Origin of the sequence: Bacillus cereus group sp. BfR-BA-01492, from assembly GCF_022662815.1 — a bacterium.
In the GTDB taxonomy this organism is placed as follows: Bacteria; Bacillota; Bacilli; order Bacillales; family Bacillaceae_G; genus Bacillus_A; species Bacillus_A cereus_BD.
Map to the genome: position 1 here is coordinate 1 of NZ_JAKUEH010000002.1, position 16,719 is coordinate 16,719.

Sequence of the window (16,719 nt, forward strand, 5' to 3'; positions counted from 1 at the left end):
TTCGTAGCCCGCTGGCGCTTCTATTTCAACGATTTTGTATTCACCTATCGGTAAATCTTTTGATATTGCCTCCCCTTTTTCATCCGTCTCTAATTTTTCTACTACTTTTTCGTTCCCATCTACAAGATTAAACTTCGCTCCTGCCAATGTTTTATCTACATTGTCCGTATCGACTTTCTTCAGTTTAATTCTACCTACCGGATCGGGAGCTTTTTTATTTTTCACTATCATTTCTACTGTCTCTTTTTGCTTTACTGTTACCGTTACTTTATCTTTTGATAATTCGTAGCCCGCTGGCGCTTCTATTTCAACGATTTTGTATTCACCTATCGGTAAATCTTTTGATATTGCCTCCCCTTTTTCATCCGTCTCTAATTTTTCTACTACTTTTTCATTTCCGTCTACAAGATTAAACTTCGCTCCTGCCAATGTTTTATCTACATTGTCTGTATCAACTTTCTTCAGTTTAATTCTACCTACTGGATCGGGAGCTTTTTTATTTTTCACTATCATTTCTACTGTCTCTTTTTGCTTTACTGTTACCGTTACTTTATCTTTTGATAATTCATAACCCGTTGGCGCTTCTGTTTCAACAATTTTGTATTCACCTATCGGTAAATCTTTTGATATTGCTTCTCCTTTTTCATCCGTCTCTAATTTTTCTACTACTTTTTCGTTCCCATCTACAATATTAAACTTTGCTCCCGCCAATATCTTATCGATATTTTCCGTATCGACTTTCTTTATTTTCACTTTTCCTGTTCCATGCTTGTTCCAGTTCTTCCAGTTTAATTGAAAGTTATGCCCTTCAAACCCACCTCTTTGATGTAGTTCACCCACAAATATTTGTCCATTGATAGAACCACCTTTCGCTTCTAGCACAGCATTTGGAGCAAATACACTTCCGACGACACCATAACCATCTGTTGTAATCTTTTTAGCATTAGGAAATGCCCAAATAACTTTCTCATACAGCTTATTAAACGGCGAATGAGGATTATAAGGTTGTGAAGTCTGTACTACATCGGTAGCTGTCCCAACATTGTTTGTGTCATACAATATTGACCCGTTTTTAAAAGCAATCTCTGTTGCATCAGAATACATAACAATAAAATCTTTATTGTCAGCATTCGGTAAATATACATCTCTCACCTCTAAACTTGATTTCCCTGTCATTTCTGATGAAACATATATATTTGGATTCTTCATATCTTCCCCAATACCATAACTCATTTTTGGTACCGGGTTATTTGTTTTGTATTGACTTGCGTCCCTATTGACCTGATTAACTATATTACGAAACTCATTAAATTTCGCATCAATTTCTGATTTTTCTTTATGAACAATACGATCATAAGATTGTAATATATTCTTTAAATCAGCCTCTTTTGTCATTACAACGATTCCATGTTGAACTATGAAAGATTCTTCTCTAGATTTTTTCATTTTCCCCGACAATAACAAGGATGGATATCCTTCGTCAATCCATCTTTCACCAACTATGTTAAACCCTCCAGTTGCAGCACCTACAACGGTATAACCCGATGCATCCATATCACCTTGAATTGCTATCGCTCCCTCAATATCTCCACCTATCGCACTATGATTACCAAAAACAACTGCATTATAATGAGAGATATTACCTAACCCTTTTAATTCTACTGTAGATGCATGTACTTCTTTCGGTAAATATATTACAAAATTCACACATGTAAGTAAAAGAACCATAAAATGAATACTTATCTTCCTCAATTGTGGTCTCAATTTCCCTGTCTCCACCTTCACATTATTCTTTTCTAAAATTTTGTAAATTGAGCATATAGACAAGATTATGTTTTATCTACTTGTTTTTCTCTTATAAATTGCGAATAGAAATGTACATAACAGTATGATTGGAACAATGATTATCCACTTATCAAACCATTTCCCATCAGTCATTTCTTGCCGTTCTTTTTCTTTTTGATTATAATCTACACGCTCACCTCGAATAAGCAATCTATGTGTATTTGATCCATACGGCGTACATGTAACTAACGTTGTATAATCTTGATTTTCTGCAATTAGTAAATCATCCGTTTCATGTGGTAACACTACTTTTATTTGATCTACTTCATAAGCAAGAACATTATTTAAGGAATGAATATAGAAAAAATCTCCTTCAACTAACTTATCTAAATCTGTAAATAACTTTGCGGACGGTAAACCACGATGCCCCGTTAAAACAGTGTGCGTACTTTTCCCACCTACTGGGAGCGAAGATCTATCTAAATGACCTACCCCACGGCTTAATACTTCCTCAGAAGTTCCTTGATAGATTGGCAATTTTTCATCGATTTTAGGTATTTCAATATATCCCATTACATCGCCCAAATTTAAAGCATCTGCGTACGATTTTTGATTACTTTTTTGTTCTTCAGCAAACGGATCTGAGAATGTTTGCGTAGAGTTTTGAACTTGTTTGTTATACTCAGCTGCTTCCATTTCCCTACGTTCAATTTCTTTCTTTTGCAATGATTTTATTTTCTTATCATAAGAGTTAATCTCAGAATAATGTGCCCTCGTCGCCAACCAATTACTAATAGTAGGATATAGGAAAATGCTAAGTCCTAATAAAAAAAAACCTCCAAAAATAATATTTCGCTTCATAGTTCTCCCCTCTATACGTACTGAAATGTCGAAAAGAGGAAAGCAAATCGCTTCTCCTCTTTTTACATTACGTGATCAAACCTCTCTAAAAACTTAATTATTTGCAGATTTTTTTCTAAAGAAAGCAAATGCTGCCACAGCCATTAGCACAAGACCTAGTGCAGTAAAAATAGCTGTGCCCATACCTCCTGTTGCCGGAAGAATCCAGCCGCTTTTATTATTTTCCACAGTTAATTTAATCGATTGTTTATTTTCATTAACAGTCACATCGATTGGTTCCTTTAATAATTGATAAGAACCTGTTGTACCATCTTCTTTTGTATATGTTGGTGCTTTCGTTTCAACAATTTGGTAGTCTCCATACGGAAGGTTACTCCATATAATGATACCATTTTTATCTGATACACCTTTTACTTCTCTTCCATCTACAATGACCACCTTTCCATCTTTATCTCTTAATTCAAACTCAGCACCTTGTAATTTTTTACTATTAGCACCATCAATTTTTGTTAACTCAATCGTTCCAGTTGTCGGAACAACAATTACTGGTTTAGATTCCTTATCACCCGTCACATCGTTTTTGTTCGTAAACTCAATGGTCGCTTTATTCAGAATTTCCGTCCCAGCTTGTACCCCTTCTTTTATTTGCGATTTAATTTGTAAATGAAATTCTTTTTTCTTATCTAACTTTGCAAAGTCTTTCACAGTAGCTGTCACTTTTTGCCCTTTTACAACTACTTCTACAACATTTGCATCTACTTCTTTTCCATCGATTTTCACAACCGGCTTACCTTGAATCACTAAACGATTGTCTAACACGTCTGTTACAACGTACTGTTTATATTCTTTAATATCTTCTGGAATTAATGTTTTAATATCATAATTGTAATCTGTTAGTGGGTTAATTGGTAAAGCTTCTAAGTTTCCATTAATCTTTTTGTCAATTGTTGGCTCTTCATAGTTTTTCACCACTACTTTTACTACTTCACCAGAAGTAATTGTTCCATCTTCATTAACTGTTCCAGAGTTTGCAATTAAAAACTCATATTTTGTTGGATCATTCATATATCCTTCTGGTGCTTTTGTTTCTTGAAAATAGTATCTTCCATACTCTAAACCTTGTACGCGAATATAACCATTTGCATCTGTTACTAAGCCCTTTTGAAATTCTGTTCCATCCTCTTTAAATAAAGAGAATTCCGCATGTGCTAGTGCTTTATTTCCTGCACCTTTCTTCGTTAATTCTACGGCACCGCGCTTAATTTCATTCTTTGGATACATATGAACATCATAGTTTAATACATTTCCATCTTTATTTGTCAGCGGAATATCGACTGTATACGTATTTGGGTTTAAATTAACATGCGGAGGCCCTGCTACTTCTTTCACTTCATAACGTCCTAATGGAAGCTCTTTTAATACCGCTTCTCCTTTTTCATTCGTTGTTACTTTAACCGGAGTTGCAGTCTCTACAGGTTTCACTGCTTCTTTCACAATCTTTCCGTCACTCGAAATTTTCTCAAATGATGCAACTTGTTTCACCTCAAACGTTACACCTTTTAATGGCTTAGCATCTTTCGGCACATCCTGATTCGCAGAACCATCCCCTTCAGCCCCTGCTATTTTGTCTTTCTCTTGTTCATACTTATGAATTGTTAAAGAACCTTTTGTTTTTAAAGCTGCATTTGCAAATAAGCTAGGCAATGTAGAAAACATTAGTACAAAGACTAAAATCATACTCAATAATTTTTTCATTTCTCTTTTCCCCTTCGCTACTTCTATCATTTTTAAAATCTATTTACTGCTATTTTTCTTACAAAAAATAACAATAGTACTACAAGCACCAGTATTGAACGGATAACATAAAACATAGTTGTTCCAACATCCCCAATGTTTACAACTCCCCAGTTACTCTTCGTATTTTCTACTATTATATTTTCTGCCTATATCATCGCTGTAATGGATACCCAAATCAAATTTGTCAGTAATCTTCATTTTCCATATAAATATATCCATACATTTTTTGTTAATTATTGTAAAAACAAATGCCATTTCATATATCTTTTTGTTCCTTGCGTTATAATCTCAATTCATTCCTTCGAAAATTAGCCATTAACATCTCTCCTTTTTTCATTTGTGAGATCATATACTTTTCAAATCTAAATCATTTTCTTGGCAGATCACATCAACAACTATGAAACAAATATGATGTTTCTCAGCTTTTATGCTACCTTCAACAGCTGTTACTTACCTATTAAATAATATGTGCTATTTTTGAGAAATTATGGTATTATTCTTAGAAGTTTGGTATTTTTCACTAAAAAATACCTTTTTGTTACATGTAATGACATTTACAAAGCTTTATGAACAAATAAGCAATCGTCATTGCGCATCTAGTACATACAACTGTAAGGAGGAAAAAGAAAATGACTAAATCAATCAATCTAGTCGATATAGAATACACTTGCAATGTATTTTTTCAATCTTTCAAAATCCCAGTTTGTTTTTTAGATACTAACAAAAATATTCTTCGCAAATTTACATCAAAAGACCTTTCCAACCCTCTCTATACCTCAAAGGAGGAAGAATTACATACACTTTATCAGATAGGTGATCCATATAATGTTCCTATCTTCAGAACCACTCAATATCTAGAGCATTTCATTTTAATTCACATAAGAAACGATTATATAGTTAATGGCACAGTTATTATTGGCCCTGCAACGCATATAAATTTTTCAGAGGAGATAATTGACAGCATGCTAAAAGACTTAAATTTTTCTACAAGTCCCAAAAAACTAAAGAACTATTTTCTTTCATTACCAGTCAAAGATAAATGGTTCCTAGTGAATATAGCATGCTTATGTTATAACTTAATTTATAAAAAGAGATTAGATACAAATACCCTTTTAAATGAAAACAAATCAATTGATGAGATAAATACAAATATCTTTAATAAAGATTTATATATATCAATACAAAAAAAGACTGAATCTATCAATTTTAATTTTTTATTAGAACAACAGTTACTTGAAGGTGTTAAAGATGGGGATAAAGAAGCATGCCTCAAATATTATGATGCATATTTACAAGGAACCATTCAATCTACGTCTTCACTTAATCAATTGCGATATCAAAAAAATATAGGAATTTCTTCCATCACACTTATTGCTAAATATGCGATAAAGGGTGGTCTTCCTTCTGGGATTGCACGCACACTTGGTAAGATGTATATACAAAACATTGAAAAATCAAAAGATATGAAAGAAATTGATAAATTACTAAAGGTTGCTCTATGCACGTTTGCAGATTGTGTAAAGGAACATAAAGCACAGCACCATTCAAAAGTTATCATCACTTGTCAAAACTATATTTTTAAAAATATTTACCAAAAAATATCCGTTCAGCAGCTTGCTAACATGGTCAATATGAATCCAAATTACTTATCTATATTATTCAAAGAAGAAGTCGGAATCTCATTAAATGAATATATCCAACGCGAGCGAGTAGAAGAAGCAAAAAAATTACTAACTTTAACGGATTATTCTTTATCTGACATTTGTGCTTGGCTCAATTTTAGTGACCAAAGCTACTTTACTAAAGTTTTTAAAAAGTTCACTAACAAAACCCCTGGAAAATATCGAAAACACTTCACCATAATATAAAGCGAATAAAAATAGTCATTAATATAAGTGAAAACAGTTTAAGATACATCTATGAATGATTAGAAGTATTACACGTGCCATCTTTATATTAATTTAATAGTATAAAACGTAATACAAATATTCTGTACAAGAGGTGTAAGTAAATAGCGAAATATACAAACTAGTATAAAAGCAAACGAAAAGGGTAATCTAAGCGAAAACGACATCATAATGGAGGTTTCACTTATGAAAACGCGCCAAGATGCATGGACGAAAGAAGATGATTTCCTGTTAGCAGAAACCGTATTACGACATATTCGTAGCGGAAGTACACAGCTGAGAGCATTTGATGAAGTTGGAGATAAGTTAAACCGAACGTCCGCAGCTTGCGGATTTAGGTGGAATGCAGAAGTTCGACAAAATTATGAAGAGGCCATACAACTTGCAAAAAAACAAAGAAAAGAATTAAAACGTTCGGAAGCTAGAATAGAAAAAGAACAATATCTCAAAACAAAAGAAGCAAAACAACTTGTAATGGATACCAAAAATTTAGAGGACATTACAAGCAACTTACATTCTCTTACAATACAAGATGTCATTTCATTTTTACAAAATATAGAACAACATCATCCTTCACTTACAAAGTTACAAAATGAAAATGAAACATTGCAAACAAAGCTTGCTTCTTTACAAAAAATAAATGATGAACTTGAAACAAAATTAGCTGTTCTAACAAAGCAACAACAAACAATTGAGGAAGATTACGCCATGCTTGTAAAAATTATGGATCGAGCACGTCATCTCGTTTCAAAAGATCAACAAAAAGAACAAATCGCCCCTATTTTTAAAACGGACCAAAATGGAGATTTAGATATTATATATTCAGCCGAAAATTAAAAGGCTCCCCGCCATTTACTATGAGGTGGGGAGTCTTTCTTGTTTGCTGAAACAAAAATCATATTTATCCCGCTATTTTAGGGCAGTAAGACCCCCACCTCAAGATGCAGAGAGAAGCAAGGAAGATAGGTGGGAGTAGGGCTGCCCATAACAGCCCGATTGGTGAGGGCTCATAATCAGTGGGGGATGAAGAACCCCCCCCCCACTGATTAAAGTTTCACTTTATGCTTTTTAATACTTGTTTCTCTTTAATCTTGCCCTACACGCTTTACTTCGACATTTTTGATACGTTCACGTACAACGTGACTCGCCATAATTAGACCCGCTACAGATGGTACGAATGCGTTAGAAGAAGGTGGTAATTTCGCTTTACGAATTTTTGCATTTTCATTTGGAACAATCTCTTTACGTACATCCTCACGAATGACAATTGGATTTTCATCAGAAAATACAACTTTCACACCTTTTTTAATCCCTTCTTTACGAAGTTTCGTACGAATGACTTTCGCAATTGGATCCGTATGCGTTTTTGAAATATCTGCGATACGGAAACGAGTTGGATCCATTTTATTCGCCGCACCCATACTGGAGATTATCTTAATTTTACGACGTAAACATTGCTTAATTAAATGAATCTTGTACGTAATCGTATCGGAAGCATCCACGACAAAATCTAATCCATATTGAAAGAAATCTTCATACGTTTCTTCTGTATAAAACATTTCTAATGCGATAACTTCACAGTCTGGATTAATATCAGCGATGCGCTCTTTCATTAGTTCTACCTTTGAACGTCCTACAGTAGAAACTAATGCATGAATTTGACGGTTTACGTTTGTAATATCAACAACGTCTTTATCTACTAATACAAGACGTCCTACACCAGAGCGAGCTAACGCTTCAGCTGCAAATGACCCTACGCCGCCAATCCCTAAAATACCAACTGTACTATTTTTTAATATTTCAAGCCCTTCTTTTCCAAAGGCTAATTCATTTCGTGAAAATTGATGTAACATTCAGCTCTACACTCCTATTACAAAAATGGTCTACCATGAAGTATTCTAGCGTTTTTCCGACTATTTGTATAGAAAAAGTTACACAATCTTTAAAAATACATATTGAAATAGACTGGCCATCTAACAAACATACGACCACTATCAAAATTTTACTTCCACTAAAAAAGCTAGACAGAGTTAGTATACCCCATCTAGCTTCATTCTTATTTCTATTCTTTTACATTCAATTTCAAATGTAACTCTTCAAGCTGCGCTCCAGCAACCGGGCTTGGTGCATCTGTTAATAAGCAGCTTGCACTTGCTGTTTTTGGGAATGCGATTGTATCGCGAAGGTTTGTACGACCAGCAAGTAACATCACTAGACGGTCTAAACCTAATGCGATTCCACCATGTGGTGGTGTACCATATTCAAATGCTTCTAATAAGAAACCGAACTGCTCTTGCGCCTCTTCTTGTGTGAATCCAAGTGCTTTGAACATTTTTTCTTGTACATCACGCTCGTAAATACGAAGGGATCCACCGCCAAGTTCATAACCATTTAATACAAGGTCATACGCTTGCGCACGCGCTTTTTCTGGCGCTGTTTCTAATAGCTCAACATCTTCACGGAACGGCATTGTGAACGGATGGTGCGCCGCAAAGTAACGATTTGCTTCCTCATCGTATTCAAGAAGCGGCCAATCTGTTACCCATAAGAAATTGAATTTATTTTCGTCAATGAGTTCCAGCTCTTTACCTAAGCGTAAACGAAGTGCACCTAAGCTATCTGCCACAACACTTTTCTTATCAGCTACGAATAATAATAAATCGCCCGCAGAAGCTTCTAATGTAGTCATTATTATATTTGCTTCTTCCTCATTAAAGAACTTCGCAATCGGTCCTTTTAAGCCATCTTCTTCAACTTTTAACCAAGCTAAACCTTTTGCACCGTATACTTTTACAAATTCAGTTAATGCATCGATATCCTTACGAGAATATTTGCTCGCTGCACCTTTTGCATTAATCGCTTTTACTTGTCCGCCATTTTCTACAGCACCTGTAAATACTTTAAAACCGCAGCCCGCTGCAAATTCAGATAAATCCGTTAGTTCCATTTCAAAGCGTGTATCTGGTTTATCAGAGCCATAGCGAGCCATCGCATCAGCATATGTCATACGAGGGAATGGTACGCTAATTTCTACCCCTTTTACATCCTTCATCACTTTCGTCATCATGCGTTCCATCATGTCTAAAATTTCTTCTTGTGTTAAGAAGGAAGCTTCGATATCGATTTGCGTAAATTCTGGTTGACGATCCGCACGTAAATCTTCATCACGGAAACAACGTGCTACTTGATAATAGCGCTCAAATCCACCGACCATAAGAAGCTGTTTAAATAGTTGCGGAGATTGAGGTAATGCATAAAACTCACCGTCATGCACACGACTTGGTACTAAATAGTCTCGGGCACCTTCTGGTGTACTCTTTGTTAAAATTGGTGTTTCCACTTCTAAAAACTCTTCTGTATCTAAGAAATTACGAATTGTTTTCGTTACGTCGTGACGCATTTTGAACGTATTGTACATAACAGGACGACGTAAATCTAAATAACGATATTTTAAACGAACATCTTCTGATGCATCTGTATCATCTGCAATAATAATCGGCGTTGTTTTCGCTGCATTTAAGACCGTTACTTTCGTCGCTTGCACTTCAATATGGCCAGTTGCCATATTTTCATTAATTGCACCAGCTCCGCGCTCAACAACTGTACCTTCTACATGTAATACGTATTCACCGCGAATTGTTTCTGCCACTTCTAACGCTTCTTTTGATGTTTCTGGACTAAAGACAACTTGTACAATACCTGTACGGTCACGTAAGTCGATAAAGATTAGTCCACCTAAATCGCGGCGTTTTTGCACCCAACCTTTTAATTGAACCGTTTGTCCAATTGCTTCTACAGTTACTCTTCCACATGCATGTGTTCTTTCAGCCATTGTAAGTTCCCCCTATATTAATTTCTCTGCGATATATGAAGCAAATACATCTAATGCTACTTCTTCTTGCTCGCCTGTCGCCATATCTTTCAAATTAATCACACCTTTATCTAGCTCATCTTCACCTAATACCGCTACATATTTCGCATTTAGACGATCCGCTGATTTAAATTGTGCTTTCATTTTACGATTTAAATAATCTTTTTCAACTGATAGACCAGATTTACGAAGGTCAAAAGCAACTTTTGCAGCATGATCCTTCGCCTTATCACCAAGTGCAACAACGTAACAATCGATTGTATTTTCAATTGGTAACTCGATATTTTCAGCTTTTAGTGCCATAATTAAACGTTCAATACTCATCGCAAAACCGATACCAGGCATTTCTGGACCACCGATTTCTTGAACAAGTCCATTATAACGTCCACCACCACTTAATGTTGTAATGGCACCAAATCCTTCCGCTTCACTCATAATTTCAAAAACAGTGTGTTGATAGTAATCTAAACCACGCACTAAGTTTGAATCTTTTTCAAATGGAACACCCATCATTGTTAATAGCTCTTGAACCTTTTCATAATATGCCGTTGATTCTTCGTTTAAATAATCTGTAATAGATGGTGCTACATTCATTAATTCATGATCGCGATCTTTCTTACAGTCTAAAATACGAAGTGGGTTTTTCTCTAAACGAGATTGGCAATCAGAACAAAACTCACCGATGCGCGGTTTAAAGTGAGCGATTAATGCTTCACGGTGCGCTTGACGGCTCGCTGGATCTCCTAAGCTATTTAATACAACTTTAATATTTTTTAAGCCCATACCACGGTAAAATTCTACCGCAAGTGCAATGACTTCGGCATCAATTGCAGGATCGTTACTACCGATTGCTTCAATACCAAATTGGACGAATTGACGATAGCGACCTGCCTGCGGTCTTTCATAACGGAACATTTGACCGATATAGTATAATTTCGTTGGCTGTGTTGCATCACCGAACATTTTATTTTCAACATAAGAACGCACAACAGGTGCAGTACCTTCTGGACGAAGTGTTAAACTGCGCTCTCCGCGATCTTGGAATGTGTACATTTCTTTTTGAACGATATCTGTTGTATCACCAACGCCGCGTAAAAACAGCTCTGTATGTTCAAAAATTGGTGTACGAATTTCTTTATAATTGTAACGACGGCAAATTTCGCGCGCTTGTCCTTCGATATATTGCCATAATTCTACACTACCTGGAAGAATATCTTGCGTTCCGCGTGGGATTTGAATAGACATATTCAGTTCCTCCTCAAATTATTTTAATCTTAATAAAAATAAAAAAACTCTCGACTCTACTGATTATCCAGTAGGGACGAGAGTATAATACCCGTGGTGCCACCCTAATTGAAGCAACGTATGCTTCCACTTTTTTAATAACGCTTAAAGTTTGCGTTCAACTCTACTAAGCATACGCCTTTCAAGTTAAAACCTCCAGAGTGTCATTCAATCAGTCATCATGTAGAAATGCTTTCAGCCTAAGACATTTCTTCTCTTTCCATGTGTGTCTCATTTACTCTTCTCTATCAACGGTTCTTTTCATATGTAAATATAAAATTACTATACGGTTGTTAAGAACGATTGTCAAGTGCTCTAGGAGCGTTCCAACTGCTTCTTTAAACGTCTTACATCTTGAAGGGAAATTCCAAACTCAGAAGCAAGCTCCATCCCAGTATTCGTTTGTTCTTTTGAAATAAAATCATGGAAACTCACATTAAATAATTGATTTGCACCATTTGTAACAGAATGTCCTTTTTCATTCATACGCATCTCTATCCCTCACAATCAATATGGATGTATTTATGTTTTATTGTTCCATATTGATTGGATGGTTATACGTATAAAGGCATCACGTTATTCCATGCAACTTTTATATAAGTAATCTGCTCTTTGAACCATAAAGAATGTTACCATACTTGCTGCTATTACAAATATTACCCAAGTGCTGTAACTTAACGCTATAAGAGTAACTCCTACTGCATGCAAAAAAAGAGCCAAGCTAAACCACAAGAAAAATTTAGAATCTTTGAATATAGACCAATTCATAATCTTTCTCCCCTTATCACACATACATTCGAATATTTTTACAGTATACTATATAATTCATTGTTTTTTCTTCCAAATAACATTAGAGTTCGATTCACAACAATAATGATAGCCAGTATTTCTCCTGCTCGAAATTCCCAATATCCAACAATTCCAAGAATACATAACTCCAGCATGAAACATAGGATGATATTATATGCTGGAAGTACCCAAATCTATCCCCTACTTTCGTTTCCCTTCTGCCATAGGAAGTAAACTCATTCTACACACTTATTCAATATATGGACTAACGCCTCTGGATTTGTTTCCATTACCCAATGTCCACCAGCTTCAATAGAAAAAACATTCCATTTTCTATCTCTTGCTTTTTTTGCTGACGCTAAGAAGATAGGTGTCATTGGCCAGTATTCTGGATTATCCTGTACTTCTACGTATATATGAGGTATATGTTGAACAATAGGATTTTTTATTTCAACTGCTTGTGTAAAAGCCAACAATGACATAGCTGATTTTCTTTCATCTAATGTATTTCTAGGTAGAACACGCCATCCTTCCCCGTATACTTTTACTTCTTCTATAAAGTGTGCAGCCATTTCTGGTCCAGAAATGGCCATGACAGAATCACCGTCTTCCGGAATCATTGCATCCACATATACCATTTTCTTAATAAATTCTGGAATTACTTCTGCCACACCTGTAATCACCATACCAGAATAACTATGTCCCACTAAAATTACATCTTTTAACCCCTCATATCGAATGGCATTAACAATATCTTGAATATATGTATTTAATCCTATACTAGGTTGCATAAGATGTGTTCGTTCCCCAAGCCCCGTTAATGTAGGAGTATATACACGATGACCATCTTCCCTTAAAAGTTCTTCCACTTTTCTCCAGACATAACTACCATCCCATGCACCATGAACAAGTACAAAAGTTTCCATCAAATTCTCCTCCCATAATCCCCCAAATATATTATTTTTTTCATAAATATCATAACAACAATTAGAAAAATATACCATTAAAAGAAGTTACAAAGAAGAGAGGATCACATACTCCTCTCTTCTTCGAAAACACTATTTACTTTCTACAATTAAGGTCACTGGGCCATCGTTTACTAAAGAAACGTCCATCATTGCTCCGAATTTACCTGTTTCTACATGCAGTCCTTGTTTACGAATTTCTTCGTTAAAGAAATCGTATAGGCGCTCTGCATAGTCAGGTTTCGCAGCATCCATAAAGTTTGGACGTCTTCCTTTACGACAATCCCCGTATAATGTAAATTGCGAAATCGATAAAACTTGTCCTTTTACATCAAGTATAGAATGGTTCATTTTGCCATTCTCATCTTCAAAAATACGTAAGTTCGCAATTTTTTCAGCAATGTAAGTTGCATCTTTTTCTGTATCTTCATGTGTAATGCCAACTAGTAAAGTTAAGCCAAACGGAATTTGTCCCACAATCTCACCATCTACTGTGACAGACGCTTCCTTTGATCGCTGTAAGACAACTCTCATATGTTATACACTCCCTATTAATGCATCATACGACGTACTGCATAAATTTCTGGAACTTGTTTAATACGCTCTACCACCTTTTTCAAATGGTGTAAGTTACGAATGGAAATCGACATGTTAATGGTCGCCATTTTATTGCGGTCACTTCGACCCGAAACGGCCGAAATGTAAGTTTTCGTTTCTGTAACAGCTTGTAGCACCTCATTTAACAACCCGCGACGATCGTAACCAGAAATTTCAATATCAACATTATACTCAATTTCTTTTTCAGGGCTTCCTTCCCACTCGACCTCTAATAAACGCTCCTTCGCTTCTTCCGTATGCACATTCACGCAGTCACGGCGATGAATAGAGACACCGCGACCTTTCGTAATATATCCGATAATATCGTCACCGGGAACTGGGTTACAACATTTTGATAAACGGATTAACAAATTATCTGCACCACTTACTTTTACACCGGAGTCCCATTTTCGAATTTTCATTGGTTTACGAACTTCTTTAACCTCAACAATATCTTGCTCTTCTTCACGTTGCTTGCGGAACTTGTCCGTTAATCGCGTTACAATTTGCGCAGCTGTAATACCGTTATATCCTACCGCTGCAAACATATCTTCTTCATTAGCAAAATTAAATTTCTCCGCAACGCGTTTTAAATTATCTGGTGCGAGCACTTCTTTCATTTCAAACTCTAAGCTACGCACTTCTTTTTCAACAAGTTCGCGCCCTTTGTCAATATTCTCTTCACGACGTTGCTTTTTGAAAAATTGACGAATCTTATTTTTCGCATGAGAAGTTTGTGCAAGTTTTACCCAATCTTGACTTGGTCCATATGAATGTTTAGAAGTTAAAATTTCAATAATGTCACCTGTTTTTAACTTATAATCAAGAGTGACCATTTTACCATTTACTTTTGCGCCAATGGTCTTATTACCGATTTCTGAATGAACACGGTATGCAAAATCAATTGGAACAGAACCCATTGGCAATTCCATTACATCACCTTTTGGTGTAAAGACAAACACCATATCGGAGAATAAATCAATCTTTAATGACTCCATAAATTCTTCCGCATTAGAAGCTTCATTTTGCCATTCTAATATTTGTCTGAACCATGTTAATTTCTTCTCAAGCGTTCCTGTTGCTGCTGCTTTTCCTTCTTTATATGCCCAATGTGCCGCAATTCCATATTCGGCAATTTCATGCATTTCCTTCGTACGAATTTGCACTTCAAGTGGATCGCCCTTTGGTCCAATGACAGTTGTATGCAACGATTGATATAGATTTGCTTTTGGCATGGCGATATAATCTTTAAAACGTCCTGGCATCGGTTTCCAGCACGTATGAATAATTCCTAATACCGCATAGCAATCCTTAATACTATTCACAACAACACGCACAGCTAACAAATCATAAATTTCATTAAATTGTTTATTTTGAAGTGCCATTTTACGATAAATGCTATAAATATGTTTCGGTCTTCCTGAAATATCTGGATAAATAGAAACCTCATTTAGTTTCTCTTGAATACTTATCATAACTTCATCTAAATATTCTTCACGTTCCGCGCGTTTTCGCTTCATCAAATTCACAATACGATAATATTGTTGCGGGTTTAAATAACGAAGTGATGTATCTTCAAGCTCCCATTTAATCGTATTGATTCCGAGCCTATGGGCTAAAGGTGCAAAAATTTCTAACGTTTCATTTGCAATGCGACGCTGCTTTTCTTGAGGCAAATGCTTAAGCGTACGCATATTATGAAGCCGGTCAGCTAATTTAATTAAAATGACACGAATATCTTGCGCCATTGCAATAAACATTTTGCGATGGTTCTCTGCCTGTTGCTGTTCATGAGACTTATATTTAATTTTTCCAAGTTTTGTAACACCATCAACAAGCATTGCAATTTCTTTACTAAATTCCCGTTCAATATCCTCTAACGTAACTTCTGTATCTTCTACTACATCATGTAAAAATCCAGCTGATACTGTAGATGGATCCATGTGTAAATCAACTAAAATACCTGCAACTTGAATCGGATGAATAATATATGGTTCGCCCGATTTTCTATACTGTTCGCTATGTGCATCACGTGCATATTCATAGGCACGCGCCACCAGTTCGATATCATCGTCCGCTAAATATTGTCCCGCTTTTTCGAGTACCTGTTCAGCTGTTAGTACTTGCTCATTTGCCATCGAATCACCTTTTATTGAAAATTGTCTTTCCCTTGTCAGTAGAATAAATTTTATTCTACCATTATAACCTAATGATTGTGAATTGTGAAAAGGAAAAGATTTTACTGATATTTCGCCATACTTTTTTGTACAATTATACAAAAGTACCCGCTCCTCTCCAAGAGATTCACGGGTACTTTTTATCGCCGTAACTTTACCTATCTTATCATTAGTATTTTTCTAATACTAATACATCGTAACCTTCTAATTTTTCACGGCCTTCTAAATAAGTAAGCTCTACTAAAAATGCAATACCAGCTACAATTCCACCAAGTTCTTCAACAAGTTGAATCGTTGCTTCAATTGTTCCGCCTGTAGCTAATAAATCATCTGTAATTAATACTCGCTGACCTGGCTTAATAGCATCTTTATGAATTGTTAGAACATCTTTACCATACTCTTTACCGTAATCAACTTTAATGATTTCTCGTGGTAATTTTCCTAATTTACGAACAGGCGCAAATCCTACTTCTAATGCATAAGAAACTGGGCAACCAATAATAAATCCACGCGCTTCTGGCCCTACTACAAGATCGATGTTTCTTTCTTTTGCATAAGCAACGATTTCATCTGTTGCCGCTTTATACGCTTTCCCATCGTTCATTAAAGGTGTAATATCTTTAAATACAATTCCTTCTTTTGGATAATCTGGTACAATTGCGATATGTTGCTTAAAATCCATGTTT

The 16,719-nt window shown here is 35.6% G+C and carries 14 protein-coding genes and 1 other annotated feature; of the genes, 2 read left to right on the forward strand and 12 right to left on the reverse strand.

The features are described 5' to 3' along the window. The 3 genes from MR063_RS03270 to MR063_RS03280 all read right to left on the reverse strand — a co-directional run. On the reverse strand, window positions 1–1,728 hold a 1,728-nt coding region (locus tag MR063_RS03270), incomplete at its 3' end, for a SpaA isopeptide-forming pilin-related protein (RefSeq protein ID WP_396021817.1). Window positions 1,729–1,836: 108 nt separating this feature from the next. Then, the gene (locus tag MR063_RS03275; RefSeq protein WP_242193350.1) at window positions 1,837–2,646 is read right to left on the reverse strand and encodes a class C sortase; all 810 of its coding nucleotides are present in this window, start codon (window positions 2,644–2,646) and stop codon (window positions 1,837–1,839) included. A 93-nt stretch (window positions 2,647–2,739) separates the two neighbouring features. After that, window positions 2,740–4,401: a SpaH/EbpB family LPXTG-anchored major pilin gene (locus MR063_RS03280; RefSeq protein WP_242193352.1), complete on the reverse strand. Its 1,662-nt coding sequence runs from the start codon at window positions 4,399–4,401 to the stop codon at window positions 2,740–2,742. A gap of 671 nt (window positions 4,402–5,072) precedes the next feature. Here MR063_RS03280 and MR063_RS03285 point away from each other — a divergent pair. Continuing rightward, entirely contained in the window at window positions 5,073–6,311 is a 1,239-nt protein-coding gene (locus MR063_RS03285) for an AraC family transcriptional regulator (RefSeq protein ID WP_242193354.1), read from the forward strand. Between the two features lie 225 nt (window positions 6,312–6,536). After that, window positions 6,537–7,187 (forward strand): RsfA family transcriptional regulator, encoded by a 651-nt coding sequence (locus MR063_RS03290; protein ID WP_242193356.1) that lies wholly within the window; start codon window positions 6,537–6,539, stop codon window positions 7,185–7,187. 248 nt (window positions 7,188–7,435) lie between these two features. Here MR063_RS03290 and MR063_RS03295 read toward each other — a convergent pair whose 3' ends face one another. The 9 genes from MR063_RS03295 to MR063_RS03335 all read right to left on the reverse strand — a co-directional run bounded on the left by MR063_RS03295 (window position 7,436) and on the right by MR063_RS03335 (window position 16,715). Then, the gene (locus MR063_RS03295) at window positions 7,436–8,203 is read right to left on the reverse strand and encodes a tRNA threonylcarbamoyladenosine dehydratase (protein WP_242193358.1); all 768 of its coding nucleotides are present in this window, start codon (window positions 8,201–8,203) and stop codon (window positions 7,436–7,438) included. A gap of 209 nt (window positions 8,204–8,412) precedes the next feature. Beyond that, window positions 8,413–10,182: an aspartate--tRNA ligase gene (gene aspS, locus MR063_RS03300; RefSeq protein WP_242193359.1), complete on the reverse strand. Its 1,770-nt coding sequence runs from the start codon at window positions 10,180–10,182 to the stop codon at window positions 8,413–8,415. A 12-nt stretch (window positions 10,183–10,194) separates the two neighbouring features. Then, a complete protein-coding gene (gene hisS, locus MR063_RS03305; RefSeq protein WP_242193361.1) occupies window positions 10,195–11,466 on the reverse strand; it encodes a histidine--tRNA ligase in 1,272 nt (423 codons plus the stop codon). 69 nt (window positions 11,467–11,535) lie between these two features. After that, window positions 11,536–11,766: a binding site (T-box leader), on the reverse strand. 54 nt (window positions 11,767–11,820) lie between these two features. Then, entirely contained in the window at window positions 11,821–11,997 is a 177-nt protein-coding gene (locus MR063_RS03310) for a hypothetical protein (protein WP_012095581.1), read from the reverse strand. Window positions 11,998–12,081: 84 nt separating this feature from the next. Continuing rightward, window positions 12,082–12,273: a damage-inducible protein DinB gene (locus tag MR063_RS03315; protein WP_242193363.1), complete on the reverse strand. Its 192-nt coding sequence runs from the start codon at window positions 12,271–12,273 to the stop codon at window positions 12,082–12,084. Window positions 12,274–12,530: 257 nt separating this feature from the next. Continuing rightward, a complete protein-coding gene (locus MR063_RS03320; RefSeq protein ID WP_242193365.1) occupies window positions 12,531–13,220 on the reverse strand; it encodes an alpha/beta fold hydrolase in 690 nt (229 codons plus the stop codon). Window positions 13,221–13,352: 132 nt separating this feature from the next. Next, window positions 13,353–13,793 (reverse strand): D-tyrosyl-tRNA(Tyr) deacylase, encoded by a 441-nt coding sequence (locus MR063_RS03325; RefSeq protein WP_242145197.1) that lies wholly within the window; start codon window positions 13,791–13,793, stop codon window positions 13,353–13,355. A gap of 17 nt (window positions 13,794–13,810) precedes the next feature. Continuing rightward, a complete protein-coding gene (gene relA, locus MR063_RS03330) occupies window positions 13,811–15,994 on the reverse strand; it encodes a GTP diphosphokinase (protein WP_242193367.1) in 2,184 nt (727 codons plus the stop codon). Between the two features lie 208 nt (window positions 15,995–16,202). Then, window positions 16,203–16,715 (reverse strand): adenine phosphoribosyltransferase, encoded by a 513-nt coding sequence (locus MR063_RS03335; RefSeq protein WP_242145201.1) that lies wholly within the window; start codon window positions 16,713–16,715, stop codon window positions 16,203–16,205. Window positions 16,716–16,719 lie beyond the last annotated feature (4 nt).

What these genes read in the sequence shown, in the direction of transcription:
- MR063_RS03275 (WP_242193350.1), bottom strand. Translation starts at nt 2,646, where the DNA reads ATGAAGCGAAATATTATTTTTGGAGGTTTTTTTTTATTAGGACTTAGC.
- MR063_RS03280 (WP_242193352.1), bottom strand. Translation starts at nt 4,401, where the DNA reads ATGAAAAAATTATTGAGTATGATTTTAGTCTTTGTACTAATGTTTTCT.
- MR063_RS03285 (WP_242193354.1), top strand. Translation starts at nt 5,073, where the DNA reads ATGACTAAATCAATCAATCTAGTCGATATAGAATACACTTGCAATGTA.
- MR063_RS03290 (WP_242193356.1), top strand. Translation starts at nt 6,537, where the DNA reads ATGAAAACGCGCCAAGATGCATGGACGAAAGAAGATGATTTCCTGTTA.
- MR063_RS03295 (WP_242193358.1), bottom strand. Translation starts at nt 8,203, where the DNA reads ATGTTACATCAATTTTCACGAAATGAATTAGCCTTTGGAAAAGAAGGG.
- aspS (WP_242193359.1), bottom strand. Translation starts at nt 10,182, where the DNA reads ATGGCTGAAAGAACACATGCATGTGGAAGAGTAACTGTAGAAGCAATT.
- hisS (WP_242193361.1), bottom strand. Translation starts at nt 11,466, where the DNA reads ATGTCTATTCAAATCCCACGCGGAACGCAAGATATTCTTCCAGGTAGT.
- MR063_RS03310 (WP_012095581.1), bottom strand. Translation starts at nt 11,997, where the DNA reads ATGCGTATGAATGAAAAAGGACATTCTGTTACAAATGGTGCAAATCAA.
- MR063_RS03315 (WP_242193363.1), bottom strand. Translation starts at nt 12,273, where the DNA reads ATGAATTGGTCTATATTCAAAGATTCTAAATTTTTCTTGTGGTTTAGC.
- MR063_RS03320 (WP_242193365.1), bottom strand. Translation starts at nt 13,220, where the DNA reads ATGGAAACTTTTGTACTTGTTCATGGTGCATGGGATGGTAGTTATGTC.
- MR063_RS03325 (WP_242145197.1), bottom strand. Translation starts at nt 13,793, where the DNA reads ATGAGAGTTGTCTTACAGCGATCAAAGGAAGCGTCTGTCACAGTAGAT.
- relA (WP_242193367.1), bottom strand. Translation starts at nt 15,994, where the DNA reads ATGGCAAATGAGCAAGTACTAACAGCTGAACAGGTACTCGAAAAAGCG.
- MR063_RS03335 (WP_242145201.1), bottom strand. Translation starts at nt 16,715, where the DNA reads ATGGATTTTAAGCAACATATCGCAATTGTACCAGATTATCCAAAAGAA.